This window comes from Pelagibacterium nitratireducens, from assembly GCF_037044555.1.
GTDB classification, from domain to species: Bacteria; Pseudomonadota; Alphaproteobacteria; order Rhizobiales; family Devosiaceae; genus Pelagibacterium; species Pelagibacterium nitratireducens.
Window position 1 is genome coordinate 3,488,876 of record NZ_CP146275.1, and the last position, 20,489, is coordinate 3,509,364.

The following is a 20,489-nucleotide window of genomic DNA, read 5'->3' on the forward strand; positions in this document are numbered from 1 at the left end:
ATGGATATCGATCAACTCCGCACCTTCGACCGGATCGCGCGCGACCTGAGCTTCACCAAGGCCGCAGCCCGGCTCAATGTCACGCAGGCCACGGTTTCGATGCGCGTGCGGGTGCTCGAAGATTTCCTCGGTGTGCAGCTTTTTACACGCGGGCGCAAGGTGGCACTCACCGATCAGGGCATGACCTTTCTGCCCTATGCGCGGCGCATTCTCAGTGCCGTGGAGGAGGGTCGCGAGGCTTTGCGGCGCGTCGAGCGCGGGCGGATCACCGTGGCCTCGCTGCGCTCGATGGTGACGCCGCTGATTTCGGAAAGCCTGTTGCGTTTTCAGGAACGGCACCGGGAGGTCGATGTCATCGTGCGCGAGGGACACCACAACCACGTCACCGCCATGCTGCATGACCGGGTGGCGGAGTTGGGGATCATCGCCTGGCCCAATCTCGACCCGCTGGTGCCCGAGATCTACCCGATCGTGGTGATGCGCGAGCCGGTGCCATTGGTGCTGGCACCGCATCTGGCGGCGCAGCTCGAGCCCAATCCGAGCCTGACCGATGTGCTGGAGCTGGTGCCAAGGGTGATTTCGCTGCGCTGGTGGCAGGTGGACCCCGAGGGCGCCACGGCGTTGGTGCGGCGAGCCCAGACGAGCGTGGAGATTCCCACCGGTCCGGCGCGGCGGCTGGCGCTTGCCGGAGAGGGGCTGGGATTTTTTGTGCGCTCGACGGTCCGCCAGGAAATCGAGCGGGGCGAACTGGTCGAGATCAGGCCGCGCGATTTCAATCCGCTGCATCGCGACATTGCCATCGTGGCGCTGTCGAAATCGGCTTTCGAGCGCGAGATGGTGCGCGATTTTGCGCGCGAGGTGGCAAAGGAAGCCGCAATGCTGGGAACAATCCTCGAGGATCGGCTTGGCGATTAAAGCAACCGCTCGATGGTCTGACGCAGCAGATCGAGATCGCTGTCGCGCGAGAGGCGATGATCGCCATCGGGGATGAGGGTGAAGGTGACCGGATCGGAGACGAGGTGGCTGACCAGCTTGAGCGCATGGGCAGGAGGCACGTCGGTGTCGTTGCCGCCCTGCAGGATGGCCACGGGGCAATGGGTGCGGATGGGCGCGCCGAACAGGAGATGGTTTTCTCCGTCCTCGATCAGCGCGCGGGTGAGGATATAGGGCTCGTCCGAATAATCGGAGGGCTGTTCCACCCTGCCCTTTTCCCAAAGATCGAGCAGTTCGGCATCGGTGAAGGTCTCGCGCATAAGATCGCGCGTCATGTCGGCGGCCGGGGCGATCAGCACCATGGCCAGCACCCGTTCATCGCCCCGCTGGCGCAGGGCGCGATTGACGAGCAGTGCCAGCCAGCCGCCCATCGACGAGCCGACGACGATCTGGGGGCCCTCGGTGGTCTCGAACACGGCAAGGGCCTCTTCGAGCCAGCGCGAAATGGTGCCGTCAAGAAAATCACCGCCCGATTGCCCGTGGCCGGAATAATCGAACCGGGTGACGGCGAGGCCCCTTTGCACGCCGAGAGCATCGAGCGCCTGGGCCTTGGAGCCCATCATGTCGGAGCGGAACCCGCCCAGCCAGAACAGGCCGGGTGCATTGCCGGGGCGGCGCAGGGTGGCGATGTCTCGCGCCGAGTCGCTCTGTCCCACGGTGAGGGTCGCGGTTTTCTCGATCATTGCATTTTCCGGCTTTGGCACCATATCGGGGGTGTAACCGCTGGGCCATGAGATCACAAGGCGCTCCCTGCTTGCTTCGCACGCAACCCGGAGAAGCCTGCGGGCGGTCGCTGCCGCTTTGCCTGTTGACTTTATGCCCGTTTGCCAAGATTTTAGGCGCGTTGCGCCAGCCATGAGCAGGCGAGCGCAGCTATGGGAAACCACTGAAAGGAAATTCAGCCATTCGTCGTCCGATGAGACCCGTGCAGCCCCAAAAGGATGGGCCGCGCTCCAACAATGAAATCAACGTCCCCGAAATCCAGCTTATCAACGCAGAAGGCACCAATGTCGGCGTCGTGCGGACAAGCGAAGCCATTGCCATGGCCATGGAAGCGGGGATGGACTTGGTCGAGATCTCACCCAATTCGGCCCCGCCGGTGTGCAAGATTCTCGATCTGGGCAAGTTCAAATACGCCGCCCAGAAAAAGGCCGCCGAGGCCCGCAAGAAGCAGAAGGTGATCGAGGTCAAGGAGATCAAACTCCGGCCCAACATCGATACGCATGACTATGACGTCAAAATGCGTGCGCTGGAAAAGTTCATCGGCGAAGGCGACAAGGTGAAGGTGACCATGCGGTTCCGTGGCCGTGAAATGGCCCACCAGAACATCGGGCTCGAGCTGCTCCACAAGGTCAAGGACCAGTTCGAGGAGATCACCAAGGTCGAATCCAACCCGCGCGCCGAAGGGCGCCAGATGGTCATGGTGCTCGCTCCGCGCTGAGCCCATCGCCCGATCTGCCGTACACACATGCAAAGGTGGCCGAAAGGCCGCCTTTTGTTTTTGTGACCCGCCGCAAAATGGCACGCGGGCGTGTATGCACGTTCGCCAATTTTGCCTTGGCGCGCCTGGGGCGGCCTAAAATTTGAGCATATGGCGCATTTAGCTTCTGAAAACGCCAGTTTCGAGCCAAAATTGAGCCTTCGTTAACCGCATCCCTTCTTACTGCCCTTACGCATTTATCCCAGAAGGGAAAAAGGGGGCCGGTATCATGCTGTCCAGACTGAGCGTGGCGCAGCGCATCTACGCATCATTTGGCGCCATGATCGCGCTTTTGGCGGCGATCGTGGTGTTTGCCTATTTCGGGGTCAGCGCGGTGTCGCAAACCTTCACCGATTATCGGGTGGCCGCGCGGCAGACGCTGGCCATTTCGGGCTTTGTCGAGCAGCTTTCGGCCGCCCGGCTGGCCGATCTCGACTACCGGCTGGAAACCTCGGCGGAAAAGGCGCAGGCGCTGGCCGACCGAATCACGAATCTGCAGTCCAACGACCCCGAAGTGATGGCGGTGTTTGACGGCGATGCGGAAACCGAAGCGGCGATTGCCGAATTTGCCGGTTCCGCGCAGGCCTATCAGGCGGCCTTTGTCGAAATGACCGAACTTCAATCCCAGATCGATGCCGATGTTGTCCAATTGCGCGCCGTGGGCGACCAGTTGCGTGCCGATGCGACGGCGGCCTTGCGGGCGGTGAGCGGAAATTTCAATGCCACCGGCTCGGCCGGGTTTGGCGTGCAATCGACGATCCTCACCCAATTCGAGGTCGAACAGTTCCTTTTGACCGCCGATCCGGCGCGGCTGGAAGCGGCGGCTGAACACGGAGCCTTTGCCAAGGAGAATTTGCAAAAGCTGCATGATGCGGTGATTTCCAACTCCCAGAAGGCGACGGCCAATCGCATGATGGAGGGGCTCGATACCTATATGGCCCAGGCGGGCAGCCTGGCCGAGGCGATCTATGCCCGCAACGCGGTGATGAGCGGGCAGCTCGACGTGCTTGGGCCGCAGATGGAGGAAGCGTTCGGGGCCATGCTGGCCTCAGTGCAGGCGCGCCAGGACGCGCTCGGACCCTCGGGCGCGGCCATGGCGGCCACGACGCTCAATGTGGTCCTGTTTGCGGGAATAGCGGCATTGGTCGTCGGCATCGTATTGGCGGTGATGATCGGCAGGGGATTGTCGGGCACCATCAAGCAGATTGCCGGGCGTATGCGCCAGCTGGCCGATGGCGATCTCGACCTCGAGCTCGATCAGCGCCAGCGCCACGAAGTGGGCCAGATGGTCGAAGCGCTGACGGTGTTTCGCGACAATGGGCGTGCCATGCGCGACATGGACAGCGAAAAGGCCCGGCAGGCGGCAGAGGATGCCGAAGAACATCGCATCCGCGCCGACCTGCAGGCCCGCATCAAGAGCGTGGTTTCGGCCGCCGTGGCCGGCGATTTCTCCGGCCGGATCGACGTACGCTATGAAGATCCCGAGCTTGAGAGCTTCGCTCAGAGCGTCAACATGGTGATGGAAACCGTCGACCGGGGGCTTTCGGAAACCGGGCAGGTTCTTTCGGCCATGGCCGACGCCGATCTGTCGCTGCGGGTCAACGGCACTTATGAGGGCGCCTTTGGCCAGCTCAAGGACGACACCAACGCCATGGCCGAAACGTTTGCCGAAATCGTGGGGCGGCTCAAGGACACCTCGCGGGCGCTCAAGATCGCGACGGGCGAAATCCTTTCAGGCGCCAACGACCTTTCCGAACGCACGACCCGGCAGGCGGCAACCATCGAGGAGACGTCAGCCTCGATGGAGCAACTGGCGGCGGCGGTGACCGGAAATGCGCAAAAGGCCCAGGATGCACTCGACAAGACGCGGGCGGCATCGGACCTGGCCCAAAAGGGCGGCGCGGTGATGGGCGAAGCCAATCAGGCCATGGAGCGGATCACCACGTCCTCGGCCAAGGTTTCCGATATCATCAAGATGATCGACGATATCGCCTTCCAGACCAACCTTCTGGCGCTCAACGCTTCTGTGGAAGCGGCGCGGGCCGGCGAAGCGGGCAAGGGGTTTGCCGTGGTGGCTGTCGAGGTGCGCCGGCTGGCACAATCTGCGGCCCAGGCCTCATCGGAGGTCAAGGTGCTGATCGAAGAGAGCGCCAACGAAGTGGGCGGCGGCTCGCGACTTGTCGCGCAGGCTACCGAAACGCTGCGCGACATTCGCGCGGCGGTGATCGAAAACGCCGAGATCATGGGCGGCATTTCCAATGCAAGCCGCGAACAGGCGGCCGCGATCTCGGAAGTGTCCTCTTCCGTGCGGCTGCTCGACGAGATGACCCAGCATAACGCCGCACTGGTGGAAGAAACCAACGCAACGATCGAGCAGACCGAGGCGCAGGTGACCACACTTGATGGGATCGTGGCGCGTTTTACGCTCGATGGAAACGCCGTCGTTGAGGATCAGGCGATGTGGGATCTCGACCAGGAAGCCGAAGCGCCCGCGTCGCTGCCTCAGCCCCGCCGCGTGCCCCAGGGGAATGCAGCGGTGGAAGCCGACTGGTCCGAGTTCTAGAACCTTTTTGTCGCTTGTCCGAACCGCAAAACCGTCTCCATCCCCGATCGCGTCGAGGACATGGTTTTGCTGGACACGCTCCAAGCCCGAACGCCAAAGTGAACCCAAATGAAAAAGCCCCGCCAAAAGCGGGGCTTTTTTGTTTCGATTGACGGTTTGATCAGGCGACGGGCGTACGCCGGCGGGCAAAGAATGCGGTGACCGTGTGCGTATCGCGATGGTTGCCCCCTGTGACGGCTGCAAACCAGGCGCCGGCGGCACCGATGGCCAGAGAGGCGGCGGTGAGAAAGGCTCCGAGAATGCCCACCGTCCGAGCCTGATCGGCGGCGGCGACAAGATCGTCCTGCACGCTCTGGGCCTGGGCGATGATCTCATCGACCCGCGCTTCGGCTTCTGCCTGATCGAGATCGGTGCGTGCGGCGACCAGTTGGGCAAGATAGGCCCGATCGTCCTCGGAGACGGCCTCACCGGTGACGCCATCGATCAGGATGCGGCCGACCTCGTCGCGTGTCGCGGCAGCATCGCCTTCGGTGGCTGTTGCCGTGCGCAGCAGGCGGTCGATGCTCGACTGGAACGGACCGGATTCGTCGTTGATCGCCTGGCCGGCTGCAGCGCCTGCACCCTGCGCGGCACCGTCGACGCTGTTGGCAACGGTGCCGATGCCGCCAAAGGCGAGCGCAGCAGTAAAGACGACGGCGGTTGCCCAGACCAAAAGACCATGGAAGCCGTCGCGGATGTCGGATTCGTCTTCGGTCGCGTCATAATTGCGCCTGCGCATGCGACCGGTGAGATAGCCCCCGACCATCAGCGCGGAGACCTGCACCCAGATGACCCAGATGGCCATGGCGATGGCGATCCAGAACAGGGATACACCTTCACGACCGAACGGGTTGGTCATGGACAGCCCGATGGCCGAACCGAAGGCAAGAAGGACCAGGGAAATGGCGGCGGCGACGATGCCACCCGCCAGGATGGCCGGCCAATCGACGTAGGACGATGTTTCCTGCGCGGTTGCCGGCTCTGTGGGAGTTATTGTCGTCATGGGCTTTTGGTCCTTGGTGGTTTGGGGCTCAAGCGAGGCCGATGAAGGACAGGATGGCCATGACAACGACCACAAGGCCGACGAGATAGATGATGGAATTCATTGTCGTTCTCCGTCTGTATTTGCCCGCGCTAAGCCCGGGGTAAATCTTGTCGAAATCGATCTGGCGCACTCGCTAGAGCACGAAAATCAAAAGCAAAATGATCAGCGGCAGGGGGATGCCGATCAGCCAGAGCAAAAGTCCTGCGAACATGAAACCGAGTCCCTCATTGCACTGTGTGCGCTGTGTTTATCGTGAGGGACTAAGAGTCACGGGTGTGGGTTGGTTCCATCGGCCGGGCAGAAGGTGTCGAAAAGGGGACGAAAAAAGGCGACAGTCTGTCCATGACACGCTGCCGCTTTCAACCGTTGCGCCCTATCGGCTTGCTCAGTAATCCTGTTCGTAGAACAGGCCGACACCGGAATTGCCCGTCGTGCTGGTGGTGCCGCGGGCCCGAAGCTGCTCGGTGATGTCGAGATCGATCGTGACCCGACTTTCCGCGGCCCCGGCCTCGACGCCGAGATAGATGTTGTCATCGATATAGGCACCGGCACGCACCCCGACATTGCCTTCGGAATCGGTGACGATATCGAGATCGTCGAGCCCTGCAGCTTCGCGCAGGGACCCCAGAAGCGAGCCCGAGCCACTGCCGCCACCGGCCAGTTCGGCCGCTGCCGCAGCCAGTTGGGCCAGTTGCAGCGGAGACAACTCGCCCACGCCGCGATCAAAGATCAGCCGAGCCAGAACTTCGTCCTGGGGCAGCATGGGATCGGACGAGAACGTCACCTCCGGCGATGATGCGCGGCCCGAAACGGTAACGATAACCGTGATGTCATTGCCCTGTGTGCGGGCGACGAGGTTGATGAAGGGATCGAGATCGCCGATCAGGGTGACGGTGCCTTCGTCGAAATCGATACGCTGGCCCAAAATCGAGAGCCGGCCGCGGATCAATTCGAGCCCGCCGACGGGCCGGACATCGGCCACATTGCCGTTGATCTGAACCTGGCCGCCCACCTCTGCATCGAGCCCACGACCGCGGATGAACACCTGGTTGGGCGCTGAAATGGTGATGGCGAGTTCGAGCGGCACGCTGGCCGTTGTGGTGCTCGATGCGCGCTGGTCGATGCGGGCCCGGGCCAGCGTCGCGGCGACCGGGGGTGGTGGACGAACGTGATCGACGTCGATGACACTCACCGCGCCGCCGAAGCCGTCGGGCACGGTGATGTCGGCGCGGGCGACGTCGACGTTGCCCGCCAGCCGTCCGCCATTGGCGATGGGGCCGGTGAGCCGCAGATCGCCGTTGAGCGTGGCGACCACGAGATTGCCGTCGGCGTAGCGCGCCGCGTCGAAATTGATCGCGATGTCGGAATTGAACCCAGCATCGAGGCCAACGAAGCCTGAGGCCGAGACCGAACCGCCCGTGGCGAGATTGGCCGTGAGCGTGTTGATAGTCACACGATCTGCGTTGAGCGAAGCGGTGCCGGTGATGCCGACCAGCCGGAGCGCGAGACCGGGATCGATAAATTCGCCATTGGCGACCGACACTGTGCCCGAAAACTGCGGATCATCGATGCGTCCGGTGACACGGGCGTCAAGATTTGCCGTGCCTGAAATCTGCGCGCCGCGATCGGCCACGAAGCGGTTGGCCAGCGAAAGCGGGGCCGAGCCGTTGACTGCGATATTGAGGCCGGCCCCTTCAAGCGGGATGGTGCCCTGAGCGGTGGCGCTGAGCCCGCCCGAGCCGTTGGCGCGAGCCTGGGACAGGGTGATGGTGTTGTCGGCGAAACTGCCCTGGGCCGATAACGTGAGCGGGGCGATTCCGAAATCGGAGATCGTGGCGGCGTTTAAGCCATTGGCCTCGAACGAGAAACTGGCACGCGGATCGCTGGCTGCGCCCGAGATCTGCGCGGTGCCCGAAACCGTCCCGGCCAACCCCAGATCGGGAACGATGGTGTTGGCGATGTTGAGCGGGAAGGCGGTGACATCGAGCGCGATATCGAGATTTTGCCCGGCGCTGCCTGTCGCCATGATGCGGCCCGAACCAACGGCCAGTTCGACCCCCGAAAACGAAACCGTCTCGTTGGCGACGGTCAGTTCGGCAGGTTGAGCGAGGCTTGCAGCAAGCTGGCCCCGTGTCAGCCCGAACGTGTCCAGTGCCACACGATATCCATCGGCAATGGGTTCGAGCAGGCCGGCCAAAGTGACCTCGGTTCCCGCATTGAGCGAAGCATTGCCTGAAAACCGCGTGGTTTGCTGGCTGGCCGTCGCGGTGAGCGAAACGGTTTGCACATTGGTGCCCGCGGCAACGATATCGGCGCCATCGATCGACCCGTCGATCACCGGAACGCCGAACAGATCGGCAATCGTCGCCTCGACGTTGGCCGAGCCGATTGTGATGTCGTTGAACCTTACGGCGTCGAGAGAGGCCGTGACCTCGGCGTTCTGGGTTTCGCCTTCCGGGTCCAGGATGATATCGGCGTTGGCCGCGCCGCTCGCGTCGGCCAGCGCGAGGGCGGCCGCCGTTTCGATATTTGGCGCATCAAGGGTCAACCGGCCATCGAGCAGACCATTGGCAAAGCGGGTAAGATTGCCCGAAAGCGCCGTGCCGGGGGCCTCGAACGCAAAGTCTGACAGGCGCAGGCGCTCGGCATTATTATCGATGTCGCTGGCCAGAGAGACGCGGAACCCATCGAGCGATGCAGCACCAGCGAGGGCACCGACAAGCCCCTCTTCGCGCGAGGTGCCGTCAAAGCCGATATTGGCGTTGCGCAATGTGCGCCCGCCCAATGTGCCTTCGGGGATATCGACGTCGGCGGACAAGGCGATGGTGCCTTCGGCGCCCTGGGCGGTGCCTGTCGCGGTCAGCTGGCCGGACATTTCGGGATTGATCAGGGCAAGGTCGGCCAGCGCCAGATCGAAGGTGAAATCGGCGGTGCCTGTGGCATAGGTGCCGTCGGCGACCATTTCGACCTGGCTATTGGCGATGCGGAAATCTTGGGCCTCGAGCCCGGCTTCATTGCGCGCTACGCGACCCGATAGCGCAACCGTGCCTTCGAGCAAATTGTCGGCGATCTCGTCATCGACCGAGAGGTCGGTGCCGGTGCCGTCGAGCGTGAGATCGAACCCACCGGACAGCGGCGAGACCGTTCCGGTGGCATCAAGAGCAATGGCGCCCGATAGCTCCCGTTCGGCAAGACCGGAAAAGGGGGCTATCGAATCGGTGGTGAGCTCGAGATCGCCGCTAAAGACGTTTTCGTCGATCTGGCCGGCTGCCTCGAAATTGAGCGCCTGGGCGAGGAGGCGGAGCTGAGCGAGCGTTATGGGCTGACCCGCCTCCCACATGCCGGCGAGGCCGAATCCGATGGAGGTGCCAAGCGCCTGGGAAATTTCCTCCGATGATGAGGTGACGCCTTCGATCATGCCATCGCCATTGAAGGTGACGCGGCGGGCTGAAGGATCGTCGAGATCGGCGGCAACGCCCGAGGTGTCGAGCACCAGGCTCCGGGCGGCGAAATCGGGGGTTTCAAAGCCCAGCAATTGGAGGCGTCCCGACCATTGTTCGGACCCTTCATCGCCGTAATCGACATCGAAGCGGGCGCGCCGGATACGGGTGGACGCGCCGGGCACGGGCAGAGTGACCGTGTCGCCAGAGACCGGAGAAATTTCCCCGGTGACATCGAGACGGCTCAAAAAGCCATCTGCCGTGGTGGCGGCATTGGCCAAGAGCGACAGTTCGCCGCCCGAAAGCGAAAGATTGGAAACTTCAAACCCGCCGGCATCACGCATGAGCGCCTCGAGCGAAAGCGCAGTCTGTTCACCGAAGAAATCGCGATAGGCGGCCGGCAGGACGGTGGAAAGCGGGCCGCGCAGATCGGCGGCGATGGCGAGGCCCTGCCCATTCTGGTCGAGCGTGCCCTCCCCGGTCAGGATACGGTTGCCATCGGCATCGAAGGTCAGAGCGATGTCGAGATCGTCGATGGGGCCGGCCCCTTGCAGGCCCAGCGCAATTTCCGGACGTCCCTCGATGTCGAGGAGGTTGGCGACGATACCATCTTCCGGCTCTATGAGCTCAAGTCCGAGATCGATTTCGCGCGTATCGTTGGCGTATTGCAGATCAAGGTCGAGCGTGCCGCCCGGTCCGTCAAGGCGTTCGATATCGAGCTGGGCATCGATGGCGCCACCCTCCAGCGTCATCGATCCGGCCAGCGAGATTTCCGAACCCAGCCCGAAGACCTGTTCACCGAACCGCACATTGGGCACGGAGAGGCTTTCAAGAATAACTGCCACGGGCAATTCTGGAACGGAGAACCCGCCCGCCTCGGGGGACGGGGCCGCTGGCGCCTCACTGGAAACCGGATTGCGAATATAGGCAATGGAATCGGCCGACAGCGACTGGATTTCCAGCCGCCCGAACAGCAAGGCGCCCTGGTTCCACTGCAATTGCGCGTTTTCAACGATCAGCCAGATGCCTTCGGTGTCGGAAATGGTGATCTGGTCAATCGAGGCGTTGGATGAGAGCGCCCCGTCGATGCCGGTAAGCCGGATCTGGCGGTCGGGCGTGGAGATCTGGTTTTCAACGAAGCCGACAAGCGCGCCGTGCTGCTCGTTTTCATTGAGCTGGCTGGCGCGGGCTAGCATGTCCATGAGGCTTTCGCGCTCGGCATCCTGGGCCATGGCCGGCACCGGCATGGCGAGCGAGACGACGGCGATTGCGGTGGTCAGAACGCGCATCAGAACGACTGTCCTATACCGACATAGAGCGCGTAATCGGGGTCGCCCGGGCTCTTGTTCAAAGGCACAGCGACGTCGAGGCGCAAGGGCCCGAGCGCTGTGTAATAGCGGATGCCCACGCCGGCCCCCAGGCGCAACTGATCGAAATCGGGGAAGGTGTCGGCGGCCACGTAGCCGCCATCGACGAAGGCGACGGCGCCGAACTGATCGTTGAACCGCACGCGGCCTTCCAGAGACGCTTCAAGGAGGTAGCGGCCGCCGGTTGTGTTGCCCATGCCGTCATCAACCCCGATGGAGCGATAGGCATAACCGCGCACCGAACCGCCACCGCCGGCGAAAAACAACAGGTCCGGCGGGATTTCGGACAGCGAGGGGCCAGCCACAGCGCCCGCCTTGACGCGGCCGGCAAGGACATAGTTGGCGTCCTCGTCGAAGGCGAAATAGGCGCGGCCTTCGAGCGTCGCGCGGGCGAGGAAGTTTTCGTACTCGAACTCGTAGAGCGGGTCGACGGTGGCTTCGAGATAGAAGCCTTCGGTGGGATCGAGATCGGAATCGCGATTGTCGAACACGCCGCGCCCGTAAAGGCCGGCGGTGGTGAAATTGCGGTTTCCGAAGGTAGCGTCGTCCTCGAAATAGGAATGCTGGAACTGAAGGCCGACGCTCCCGGAAATATCGTCGGTAAAGAGCTGTTCGATCCCCAGCCGCCCCTGCACAGACGTTTCGGTATAGAGCGGGAGGACCGAACGGTCGGCGCTGAGCGCGGCGACGAGGTCGGTCTCGGGGGTGAAAATGCCCGGCTTGGTGAAGGTGCCGCCAAAGGCATAGTCGAACTCGGCGGTATCGATGGGGAAGCTGATACCGGCCACCTTTGCATCGAGCCGCAGGCGCTCGGCCTCGCCGAACAGGTTGCGGTGCAGCCAGTAACCTTCGACACCAAGTCCGTCGAGCGTGCCGTAGCTGGCGCCGATGCCAAAGCGGCGCAAAGCCTGTTCCTGTACTATGATCTGGTAGGGCAGCAGACCGTTGGGCTGGACGTTTTGGGCCGCCTCGATGCGCATCGAGCGGAAAACGCCGAGCCGGGTCAGCCGTTCGCGGGCCCTCTCGATGTCGTCGGGATCGTACTCAGCGCCCTGGACCAGCCCGGTCTGACGCACGATGAAGGCCGGGCTCATGTTCTGTGTGCCCTCGACCCCTATGGGACCTATGGCGGCGTAGGCGCCCGGATCCACCACTATGGACACTTCGAGCGTGCGGCTGGGGTGATCGGCGATCACATCGCGCGAGCCGATCTGTGCCTTGGGGTAACCCAGTTGGCGCCAGGCTTCGACAAGACGCTGTTCGGCCTGGGCTATGACCGTGGCGCGGGCCACCTGGCCCGTCACGAACCCTATTTCGGAGAGCGCCTCGACCCTATCGGCTTCGACAACGGGCATGGGCGCCCTGTTGTCAACGCGCAGGGGGCCAAAGACGAATTGAGGCCCTGGATCGACGGTAACCCTGATCTGAGCGGGTTCGGGCAGGCTGGCGTCGGGCGGGATCGAGGCGGCTTCGCGGCCATTGACCAAAATAGAGATCACGCCGCCGTAATAGCCCAGATTGTAAAGCGCTCCGGTCATGCGAGCATAATCGCCACGCGCCTTGGCCAGAAGGCCTGGTACACCCGATGCCGGCTCGTCACGGTCACCCCAGAGGCCGGAGGCTCCGCGCAGGGCGGCGTCCACCTCGCCCTCGGTGCCGGTCTCGAAGGTCAGATCATAGGTGCGCGGATCGGCAATCACAGCGTCAGCGTCATCGGTCTGCGAACCGAAGAACTGGATGCCGAACAGTTCGAATCCGAGCGCCGGGCCGGTGAGAAGCGTACCGGCCACACAAAGGGCAATCAGGCTATAGCGCTTGTTGACTTTCACGGCTGGTACGCAATCCACACTATCCATTCCGCTCAACTGGAGATCCGAGTTGGGGGGTAACTGGCTCCAATTTGATCAAAATCCTAGCACAGGACGGGTTAACGGCAACCCCGACGGCCAGGTCAAAACAACGATTATGATCTATGTGTCGCAGGCCGGGCACGGTCAGCGCTGCGCCGGGGCCATCGAATCGAGCAGGGCAAAGGTGCTCGTGACCAGATCGATGGAGGGGCGCAGCGGCGCCTCGGCGGCGGCGATCTGAGGCTGGGGAACGTCCCGGGTGGCGCGATGCTCGGCGTAGGCCAGCCGGACCGGCTCGGGTTCGGGCGTCCCGATTTGCGGGCGCGGTGGAATCGCAGCAGGCGCCTCGGCGGCGGCGATGGCAACAAGGGCATCGGTTTGGGGTTGTGCAGGCTCCTGCTCCTGCACCCCCAACCCGAGCGGGCGGGATGGCGGCAAAAAGCCCAAGGGGGTGCTTTCAAACGCGGTCTCGACCGGATCGGCGGCGGCAACCTCAAGTGTCTGAACGATCTCGGTTACGGGCGGCGGAGGCGTGACGGCGGCAACCACGGGCTCGGCGGCGGTCGGCGGCATGGGGGCAATGGGGGTTGCCGGGCCGGGGCGCAGGCCGGTCTCTTCGAGCAGGCCGGCGGCCTTGGCCTCGTAGTAATAGCCCTTGGCGTAAAGCTGGACCGCGCGATCATGACTGCCATTGGCCAAAAGCCAGGCGCCGCGCAGATATTTGACGGCATAGATGAGGTTGGTTTCGGCGTTGAGCAGATCGGAGGGCTGGCCACGGAACCCCATGGTGCGGGCCGTGGCGGGCAGAATCTGCATCAGTCCGTAGTAAGGCCCGTTGCGGGCTGCAGGGTTGAAGGTGCTCTCGCGATTGATGACACGGCGGACCAGTTCGAGCGGCACGCCGTAATATTGCGCGTAATACTGGGCGAGAATTTCGACTTCCGTGCGCGAATGGCTCTGTGCGCTGGCAGGCACGGCTGAAAACCCCAGAACGAGGGCGGCAAACAGCGCGATGAGCCGTTTTGCAATCATTGAGACCCGAAAAAGAAATTGAACCCTGAGCAGCGCGCATAGCACACGCTTCCCCATAATGGGAGCGGATGTGGCAATTTGTGGGCGACAATCAGGCAATGCGACAACTTTTCGGCCCGCCAGATTGCTGATAGAGCGTCAGCCATGCTCAATCCCATGCCCAAGACCTTCGATTACAACCCGCCCCGCGAGCCCTGGCTCGACATCCTCCACGAGGATGCCGATATCGTGGTTTTCATAAAGCCCTCGGGCCTGCTCAGCGTGCCGGGCAAGGACCCGGGGCTGTTCGACAGCCTGCAAAGCCGGGCGCTGGAACGGTATCCGGGCGCCGGAACGATTCACAGGCTCGACAAGGACACTTCGGGCATCGTCGTGATGGCCAAGCACAAGGGAGCGCATGGCCATATCGGCAAGCAGTTCGAATATCGCCAGACAACCAAATTCTATATCGCGCGGGTCTGGGGCCATGTGGGCGAGGACGAAGGGCTTGTCGATCTGCCGCTGGCGACGGACTGGGAGAACAAACCGCGCCAAGAGGTCAACCATGAGCGTGGCCGGGCCAGCCAGACGCGATGGCAGGTAATAGCGCGCGAGGCGGAGGCGACGCGGCTCAAGCTCATCCCCATCACCGGCCGCACGCACCAATTGCGGGTGCATATGAACGAGATCGGACATCCGATCCTTGGCGATGAATTCTATGCCACAGGCGATGCGCTTGCGGCGGCCGACCGGCTGCAATTGCACGCGGCTGAACTGGGGTTCAGACACCCCAACGGTGGAGCGCCTGTCGTTTTTCGGTCCGAGCCGCCCTTTTAAGCCCAGGCCAACAGGCAAAGAAAAAGCCGGCCCCCGGAAGGGGACCGGCCTGTCGTTGCGTTGCCGTCAGAGGCATCCATCAGGCAACGCGACGAATGTCGGCTCGCGCCTTGCGCTCGGCGCGCTCTTCCACAAGACCCTTGTGCAGCGCGATGATCGCGGCGTCGAAATCTTTTTCTTCGACCAGCACCTGCAGATCGACCTTGCGGATCATGTCGGTGAGGCCGATCGGCTCGATTCCGGCTTCATCGAGCGCGGCAATGGCGCGCGGCAGGATGCGGACGCCGCCCAGATCGCGGCCGATGGCCGAAACCATGGCGAGCTTGCGCAGCGTTGTGCTTGCCGTGGGGAACGCTTTGGCCAGATCGGTTTCAACCCGCTTTATCGCCTTCATCGAGCCCTTGAGATAGTGGGTAATGGTGTTGGCGTTCGAGGTCTTGGAGATGATCCAGACCTTGTGGCGCGTCAGGGATTCGAGAATCTTGGTGTCGTAACCCTTCACCCCGACCATGTCCTGATCGTAAAACTCGAGGGCAAACACGCCCTTTAGACCCGTAATGATCTCGGCGCCCGGGGTCTTGGGGGCCAGATCGCTCACAATGACGGTGCCCGGATGGTCGGGCTCGAAGGCGTTGGTGACGCGCAGGGGGATGCCGGCCTGGCGCAGCGATTTGGCCGCGCGCGGGTGGATCGCTTCCATGCCCATGTTGGAGAGCTGGTCGGCAACGTCGTAATTGGTTTCGCCGATCACCTGCACCTTGTCCGAGCCGACCAGTTTGGGGTCTGCCGAAGAGAGGTGAAATTCCTTATGGATGATGGCTTCCTTGGCACCGGTCACCACCGCAACGCGGGACAGGGTCACTTCGGAATAGCCGCGATCATAGGTCTTCATGAGCTGTTCGGCGCACTGGGCATAGCCGGTGACGATGGGCAGTTCGGTGGCGAAATCGACGCCGGAGAACTGGCGTGCGATATGCTCGTCGAGCGGCAATTCGCCATCCTGACGCCAACCTGTCAGATCGATGAAGCGGGCGTTGACCCCGTTCTGGTTGAGCAGCAGGGCGGTATTGAACGCCGATTGCGCTTCGCCCAGAGCCGAGAGCATTTCACGCACGGTCAGAAGATGGGCTTCGAGCTGGAAATGGCCGAACGAGCACAGGCGCGAAAGGTCGATCAAACACGAGCGCACGCCTTCGATCCGCTCGCGGATGAATTTGTCGGCCTGCTCGCGCGTTGCAGCGTCGGCAAAGATTTCTGTGTTCTTTTCGACCATTTTCGAGGCAACCGAAGAGAGTGCATCGCCCCATTGCCAGCCGCTTTCCGCGCTCGCAAACAGCGCGTAAACGCCGGGTTCGTCGGACTTTTTGTGCTCGAGAAGGGCGTCTGTCATGCCGCCATAAGCTGACACGACGAAAATGCGATTGTAGAGCTCAGGGCCCTTCCGGTCGCCGACGAGCACGGTGCGCAAAAGCTCCTGGCTGCGCGACATCGACGTGCCACCGATTTTTTCGACTGTATGGGTCTTGGCTGTCACTTGTTGCCTCCGATTGGGTCGGGGTGCCCGGCGGGACCGTAAAATCCCGCCGAATGGTTCATGGGCCGGTCAGGGCCTATTCGAGTTTGCCCGAGACGATTTCGAACGGACCTCTGGGGTCGCGGTTCGAAAGAAAATCGGGACGTGGTTTGTTGGCCGCGAACGGTTCTTCGACCCTGTTGGACCAGGCGTTGTAGACAAAGAACGCATTCGAGCGCGGGAACGGGGTGATGTTGCCGTTCGAGCCGTGAATAGTATTGCATTCGAACAGGATCACCGTTCCAGCCTTACCCGAGGCGTATTCGATGCCGAATTTTTCGGCGAGATCGGACAGCGCCTTGTGGCTGGGGACACCCACATCCTGCTTTTTGAGCGAGGATTTGTGGTTGTCGTCCGGGGTTTCGCCCGCGCAGGACACGTAGTGCTTGTGCGATCCGGGCATGAGCATCAGCGGCCCGTTGAGCGCGTCATTGTCAGTCAAAAGGATCGAAGCGGAGATGGCCCGCATGCGTGGCATGCCATCCTCGGCGTGCCAGGTCTCGAAATCCGAGTGCCAGTAGAATTCCTTGCCGGTAAAGCCAGGCTTGTAGTTGAGCCGGCTCTGATGAAGATAGAGATCGTCATCGAGCAGAAAACGGATCTTGCCGGCAATCCGCTCGTCGCGGGCCACCCGGTTGAACAGGGCGCTTTCGTCCTCAAGCCGGAAAATGGTGCGCACCGCATCCGATTCAGGTTCGGTCACCACATTATCGGAGTTGAGGCCAGCTTCACCCGAGCGCAGACGGCGCGATTCGGCCTGAAGCTTTGCCACCTCGGCGGGTGAGAAAACATTGTTGAGGACGAGGAAGCCGTTCTTGTCGAAGTCTTCGGTCTGGGCGCGGGTCAACGGCGCCTGCGGCGTCCAGTTGCCCCAGAACACAGGGTCTTTGCGCTCGAGCCAAGCTTCCTCGGCAAGTCGTGTTGGATAGGCATCCGATCGGGTGTGAACTGCAGAGAGTGTCATTGCTTCCTCTACTCCTTGGTTCGGGTTTGTGGGGGCGCCTTACGCGCTTTTTGCCAACTCGGCGGCCGGAGCATATGAACCATCCTCACGATGGACTTCGGTGCCGGTCACCGGAGGGTTGAAGCAGCATGCCATGACCATTTCCTCGCGGGCGGTCAGGCGGTGCTTGTCGTTCTTGTCGAGCGCATACATCACGCCGGGCTTGATCTGGTAAACCGTACCGGTCTCGAGATCCTCGATCTCACCATCGCCCGAGACGCAATAAACGCTCTCGAAATGGTGCTTGTAGTGGAACTCGTGGCTGGTGCCGGCGTGAATGCGGGTGATGTGGAACGAAAATCCCATACCGTCGCCAGCCAGCAGCAGGCGAGTGGAATCCCAACCATTGGAATTGACGAGCCGGTCGCCCTGGCGGGCGTCTTCGAGATCACGAACGATCATTTTGTATTTCCTTTTTCTTTCTTCCCAGTCGCGCTCCAAAACCTGGGAGCGCTCCCGTCCGCTGCGCTGCCGACTATTCGGCCGCGGCGCGCGAAACATCCTTGTCGAGCACGGCTTCGAAAGCGTCCTCGATAATGTCGAGGCCCTTGTCGAGCTGCGCGATATCGATGACGAGCGGGCAGAGCACCTTGACCACCTCGTCACGGCCACCCGAGGTCTCGATGATGAGGCCCTTGTCAAAGCACTTGGCGCAGATGTCGGACGCAACATCACCGTTTTCCGTGTTGATGCCCATCATCATGCCGCGGCCGCGCAGGGTCAGCCCGTACCGTTTGGAAATGGCGCCCAGGCGGGTCTTCAAATGCTCGCCCTTGGCCTTGACCGAATTGGCAAAGGCATCGTCGCGCCAGAATTTTTCCAGCGCCACGCGGGCCGTGACGAAGGCATGATTGTTGCCCCGGAAGGTGCCGTTGTGTTCGGCGGGCTTCCAGATGTCGTGTTCGGGCTTCAAAAGCGTCAGAGCGAAGGGCAGGCCCATGCCAGAAAGCGATTTGGCCTGGGTGATGATATCGGGGTCAAGGCCGAACTCCTCGAACGAAAAGAACGTGCCCGTGCGTCCGCACCCGGCCTGGATGTCATCGAGAATGAACAGCGCGCCATGTTTTTTGGCGATGGTCTCGATCTTTTTGAGCCATTCGCCCGACGCGGCGTTGAGACCACCCTCACCCTGTACGGGTTCGACCAAAATCGCGGCAGGGGCGTCAATGCCACCCGAGGGATCATCGAGCATCTGCTCGAGCATGTCGGCGGTATCGATGTCGGGACCGAAATACCCCTCGAAGGGGGCGCGATGGACGCCGTTGAGGTCGATTCCGGCACCACCGCGCTTACCGGCATTGCCCGTCGCGGCCAGCGCGCCAAGGGTCATGCCGTGAAAGCCGTTGGTAAAGGCGATCACATTGGTGCGGCCGGTCACCTTGCGGGCCAGCTTGATCGCAGCCTCGACGGCGTTGGCGCCGGTCGGTCCGGTGAACATGAGCTTGTAGTCCATGCCGCGCGGCTTGAGGATGATGTCCTCGTAGGCCACAAGAAACTCTTCCTTGGCCTTTGTGAACATGTCCAGCCCATGGGTGATGCCATCGGAGGTGACGTAATCGACCAGGGCGGCCTGCATGTCCGGGTCGTTGTGACCGTAGTTCAGCGAGGAACAGCCGGCGAGAAAGTCGATATACTCACGGCCGTCTTCGCCGTAGATGATCGAACCCTTGGCCTTGCCAAAGAGTTTGGGGAAGCTGCGCGAGTACGAGCGAACCTGGCTCTCGACGCGATCGAATGTTTCGTGTGTCGTGGTCATTGTGCCTTGTCTCCTTGTTTTTCTCGTATCGCGCTCCCGATCGTCAAAAGTGTCTTCCACTTTTGCCGGGGACGCTTCGAGCGGGACGGCGGAATTTGGAATGAGGGGAATTCTTGCCTGCATGAGATCTGATGGCGCTGCCGGTCCGCAGTCAGTGGCGGCAGCGCTCCTTATCTCTCTTAGGCGGCAGAACGAACGGGCAGTGCCGCGCGTTCGAACGGGCCGATGGTGACAAGAAATTCGGTGTCGTGCAGGCCGGCGAAATGATCGTCGCGCTTGAAGTGCGGCTGACGAACCAAATCGGCGTCCAGCGTCTCGGCGATCGACCCGAACAGAGCCCATGAGGGCTTGTTGTCCTTGGTGATGGTCGACTGCACCTGAGTGACATTGGCGCAGACCTTGCGGGCGAGCACGGCATTGATCAGGCGCTTGGCCATGCCCTTGCCGCGAGCCTTTTCGGCCACGCAGACCTGCCAGACGAAATAGGTGTCGGGGTGTTCGGGCGGGATATAGCCCGAAACCCAGCCAACGATTTCACCGTCCATTTCAGCCAGCGCACATGTGGACGCGAAGTGGCTGCACTGGAGCAGGTTGCAATACATCGAATTGTCGTCAAGCGAGGTTGTGTCGGAAATGAGCTGCCATACACCGGCACCATCTTCGCGCCTGGGAGCGCGAATCTTGATGGTCGAGCGCGGGTCGGCGCTGAGGTCCGTATCGCTGACTGCTGCGAGTTTCATGGGATGCCTCCAATTTGCTTTCGCGCAGTTAGTTAGCTTATACAAACTAAATGTCAACCCTCGGAAATCGTTCCAAATCGGGCTGCATTTAGATTATCTGTTGTTTTTCATGACTTTACGCATTCAAATGATAATTACGCAACGCTGGACATCCCCTGGGGAAAGCCGGCATCGCTTGCCAAATTCATTAGTGTTATCTAAATGATTTTGTCAAAACACCACCGGTTGGGGCTTGGGAGAGCCGGCAAGCAGAGGTAAAGACCATGAACACACTCGTCTTGGAGCCAGGCCGCGCCGTGCAAGCCCCGACAAAGACCGCGCTTTCGGCGCTGCGCAAAATCCTGCGCAAGACCGAGCTCAATTCAAAGGCGCTGATGCGCGAAACGGGATTGACCCCGTCCCAGCTGATTTTCATGCAATTGCTCGATGACGGGCTCGAACACACAGCGGGTTCGGTTGCGGCGCGCATGGGGATTACTCAGGCGACCACCACGGCGCTGATCCAGAAGCTCGAAGCGCTCAACATGGTGGCGCGCCGCAAGGGTCAGACCGATCGGCGGCAGGTCTGGCTGAGCCTTACAGACAAGGGGCGCAAGGTGCTGGAGATCGCGCCCGACGGCGCACACGCCCAGTTTCACGACGCGTTTTCCAGTCTTGATGAGTGGGAACAGCTCATGCTGATCGCGGCACTCGAGCGGGTGGCCTCGATGCTCGATGCCGAGGACGACACCGCGGCAGCCGTGCTGGCATCCGATCCCGTGCTGGCCCCACGCGCCGAGTCCGGCGCCTGAA

At 62.0% G+C, this 20,489-nt stretch carries 16 protein-coding genes; 6 read left to right on the forward strand and 10 right to left on the reverse strand.

The genetic code is table 11. The annotated features are described in order from the left end of the window. Positions 1-915: a LysR family transcriptional regulator gene (locus tag V6617_RS17135; RefSeq protein ID WP_338608132.1), complete on the forward strand. Its 915-nt coding sequence runs from the start codon at positions 1-3 to the stop codon at positions 913-915. Here the strand turns inward: V6617_RS17135 and V6617_RS17140 are convergent. After that, complete coding sequence (locus tag V6617_RS17140; RefSeq protein ID WP_338608133.1) at positions 912-1,676, reverse strand: alpha/beta hydrolase; 765 nt, start codon at positions 1,674-1,676, stop codon at positions 912-914. The two genes, V6617_RS17135 and V6617_RS17140, sit on opposite strands and share 4 nt — an antisense overlap. A gap of 221 nt (positions 1,677-1,897) precedes the next feature. Between V6617_RS17140 and infC the strand changes: the two genes are divergently transcribed. Beyond that, complete coding sequence (gene infC / locus V6617_RS17145; RefSeq protein ID WP_264227709.1) at positions 1,898-2,434, forward strand: translation initiation factor IF-3; 537 nt, start codon at positions 1,898-1,900, stop codon at positions 2,432-2,434. Between the two features lie 268 nt (positions 2,435-2,702). Beyond that, positions 2,703-5,036 (forward strand): methyl-accepting chemotaxis protein, encoded by a 2,334-nt coding sequence (locus V6617_RS17150; RefSeq protein ID WP_338608134.1) that lies wholly within the window; start codon positions 2,703-2,705, stop codon positions 5,034-5,036. A gap of 160 nt (positions 5,037-5,196) precedes the next feature. Here the strand turns inward: V6617_RS17150 and V6617_RS17155 are convergent, their stop codons facing one another. Further along, entirely contained in the window at positions 5,197-6,078 is an 882-nt protein-coding gene (locus tag V6617_RS17155; protein WP_338608135.1) for a hypothetical protein, read from the reverse strand. Between V6617_RS17155 and V6617_RS17160 the strand changes: the two genes are divergently transcribed. After that, a complete protein-coding gene (locus V6617_RS17160) occupies positions 6,077-6,376 on the forward strand; it encodes a hypothetical protein (protein ID WP_338608136.1) in 300 nt (99 codons plus the stop codon). The two genes, V6617_RS17155 and V6617_RS17160, sit on opposite strands and share 2 nt — an antisense overlap. Before the next feature lie 129 nt (positions 6,377-6,505). Here the strand turns inward: V6617_RS17160 and V6617_RS17165 are convergent, their stop codons facing one another. The 3 genes from V6617_RS17165 to V6617_RS19040 form a co-directional block, all read right to left on the reverse strand. Beyond that, a complete protein-coding gene (locus V6617_RS17165; RefSeq protein WP_338608137.1) occupies positions 6,506-10,849 on the reverse strand; it encodes a translocation/assembly module TamB domain-containing protein in 4,344 nt (1,447 codons plus the stop codon). Continuing rightward, positions 10,849-12,732 (reverse strand): autotransporter assembly complex family protein, encoded by a 1,884-nt coding sequence (locus V6617_RS17170; protein ID WP_338610757.1) that lies wholly within the window; start codon positions 12,730-12,732, stop codon positions 10,849-10,851. Before V6617_RS17170 ends, V6617_RS17165 begins: the two co-directional genes overlap by 1 nt. 189 nt (positions 12,733-12,921) lie before the next feature. Further along, positions 12,922-13,809 (reverse strand): transglycosylase SLT domain-containing protein, encoded by an 888-nt coding sequence (locus V6617_RS19040; protein ID WP_422394792.1) that lies wholly within the window; start codon positions 13,807-13,809, stop codon positions 12,922-12,924. Positions 13,810-13,953: 144 nt separating this feature from the next. Here V6617_RS19040 and V6617_RS17180 point away from each other — a divergent pair, with 144 nt between their 5' ends. Further along, entirely contained in the window at positions 13,954-14,625 is a 672-nt protein-coding gene (locus V6617_RS17180) for a pseudouridine synthase (RefSeq protein ID WP_338608138.1), read from the forward strand. Between the two features lie 79 nt (positions 14,626-14,704). On the opposite strand, the gene V6617_RS17185 is transcribed toward V6617_RS17180, so the two are convergent. The 5 genes from V6617_RS17185 to ectA all read right to left on the reverse strand — a co-directional run bounded on the left by V6617_RS17185 (position 14,705) and on the right by ectA (position 19,697). Then, on the reverse strand, positions 14,705-16,159 hold the full coding sequence (locus V6617_RS17185) for an aspartate kinase (protein ID WP_338608139.1): 1,455 nt from the start codon (positions 16,157-16,159) through the stop codon (positions 14,705-14,707). A gap of 76 nt (positions 16,160-16,235) precedes the next feature. Then, positions 16,236-17,162, reverse strand: a complete 927-nt coding sequence (thpD, locus tag V6617_RS17190; protein WP_338608140.1) for an ectoine hydroxylase — start codon at positions 17,160-17,162, stop codon at positions 16,236-16,238. A gap of 39 nt (positions 17,163-17,201) precedes the next feature. After that, positions 17,202-17,603, reverse strand: a complete 402-nt coding sequence (locus V6617_RS17195) for an ectoine synthase (RefSeq protein WP_338608141.1) — start codon at positions 17,601-17,603, stop codon at positions 17,202-17,204. Between the two features lie 73 nt (positions 17,604-17,676). Further along, positions 17,677-18,957 carry a diaminobutyrate--2-oxoglutarate transaminase gene (gene ectB / locus V6617_RS17200; protein WP_338608142.1) on the reverse strand — a complete coding sequence of 427 codons (1,281 nt, stop codon included), beginning with the start codon at positions 18,955-18,957 and terminating at the stop codon, positions 17,677-17,679. Positions 18,958-19,136: 179 nt separating this feature from the next. Next, positions 19,137-19,697: a diaminobutyrate acetyltransferase gene (gene ectA / locus V6617_RS17205; RefSeq protein ID WP_338608143.1), complete on the reverse strand. Its 561-nt coding sequence runs from the start codon at positions 19,695-19,697 to the stop codon at positions 19,137-19,139. A 263-nt stretch (positions 19,698-19,960) separates the two neighbouring features. On the opposite strand from ectA, the gene V6617_RS17210 reads away from it, so the two are divergent. After that, a complete protein-coding gene (locus V6617_RS17210; RefSeq protein ID WP_338608144.1) occupies positions 19,961-20,488 on the forward strand; it encodes a MarR family winged helix-turn-helix transcriptional regulator in 528 nt (175 codons plus the stop codon). Position 20,489: the final 1 nt, after the last annotated feature.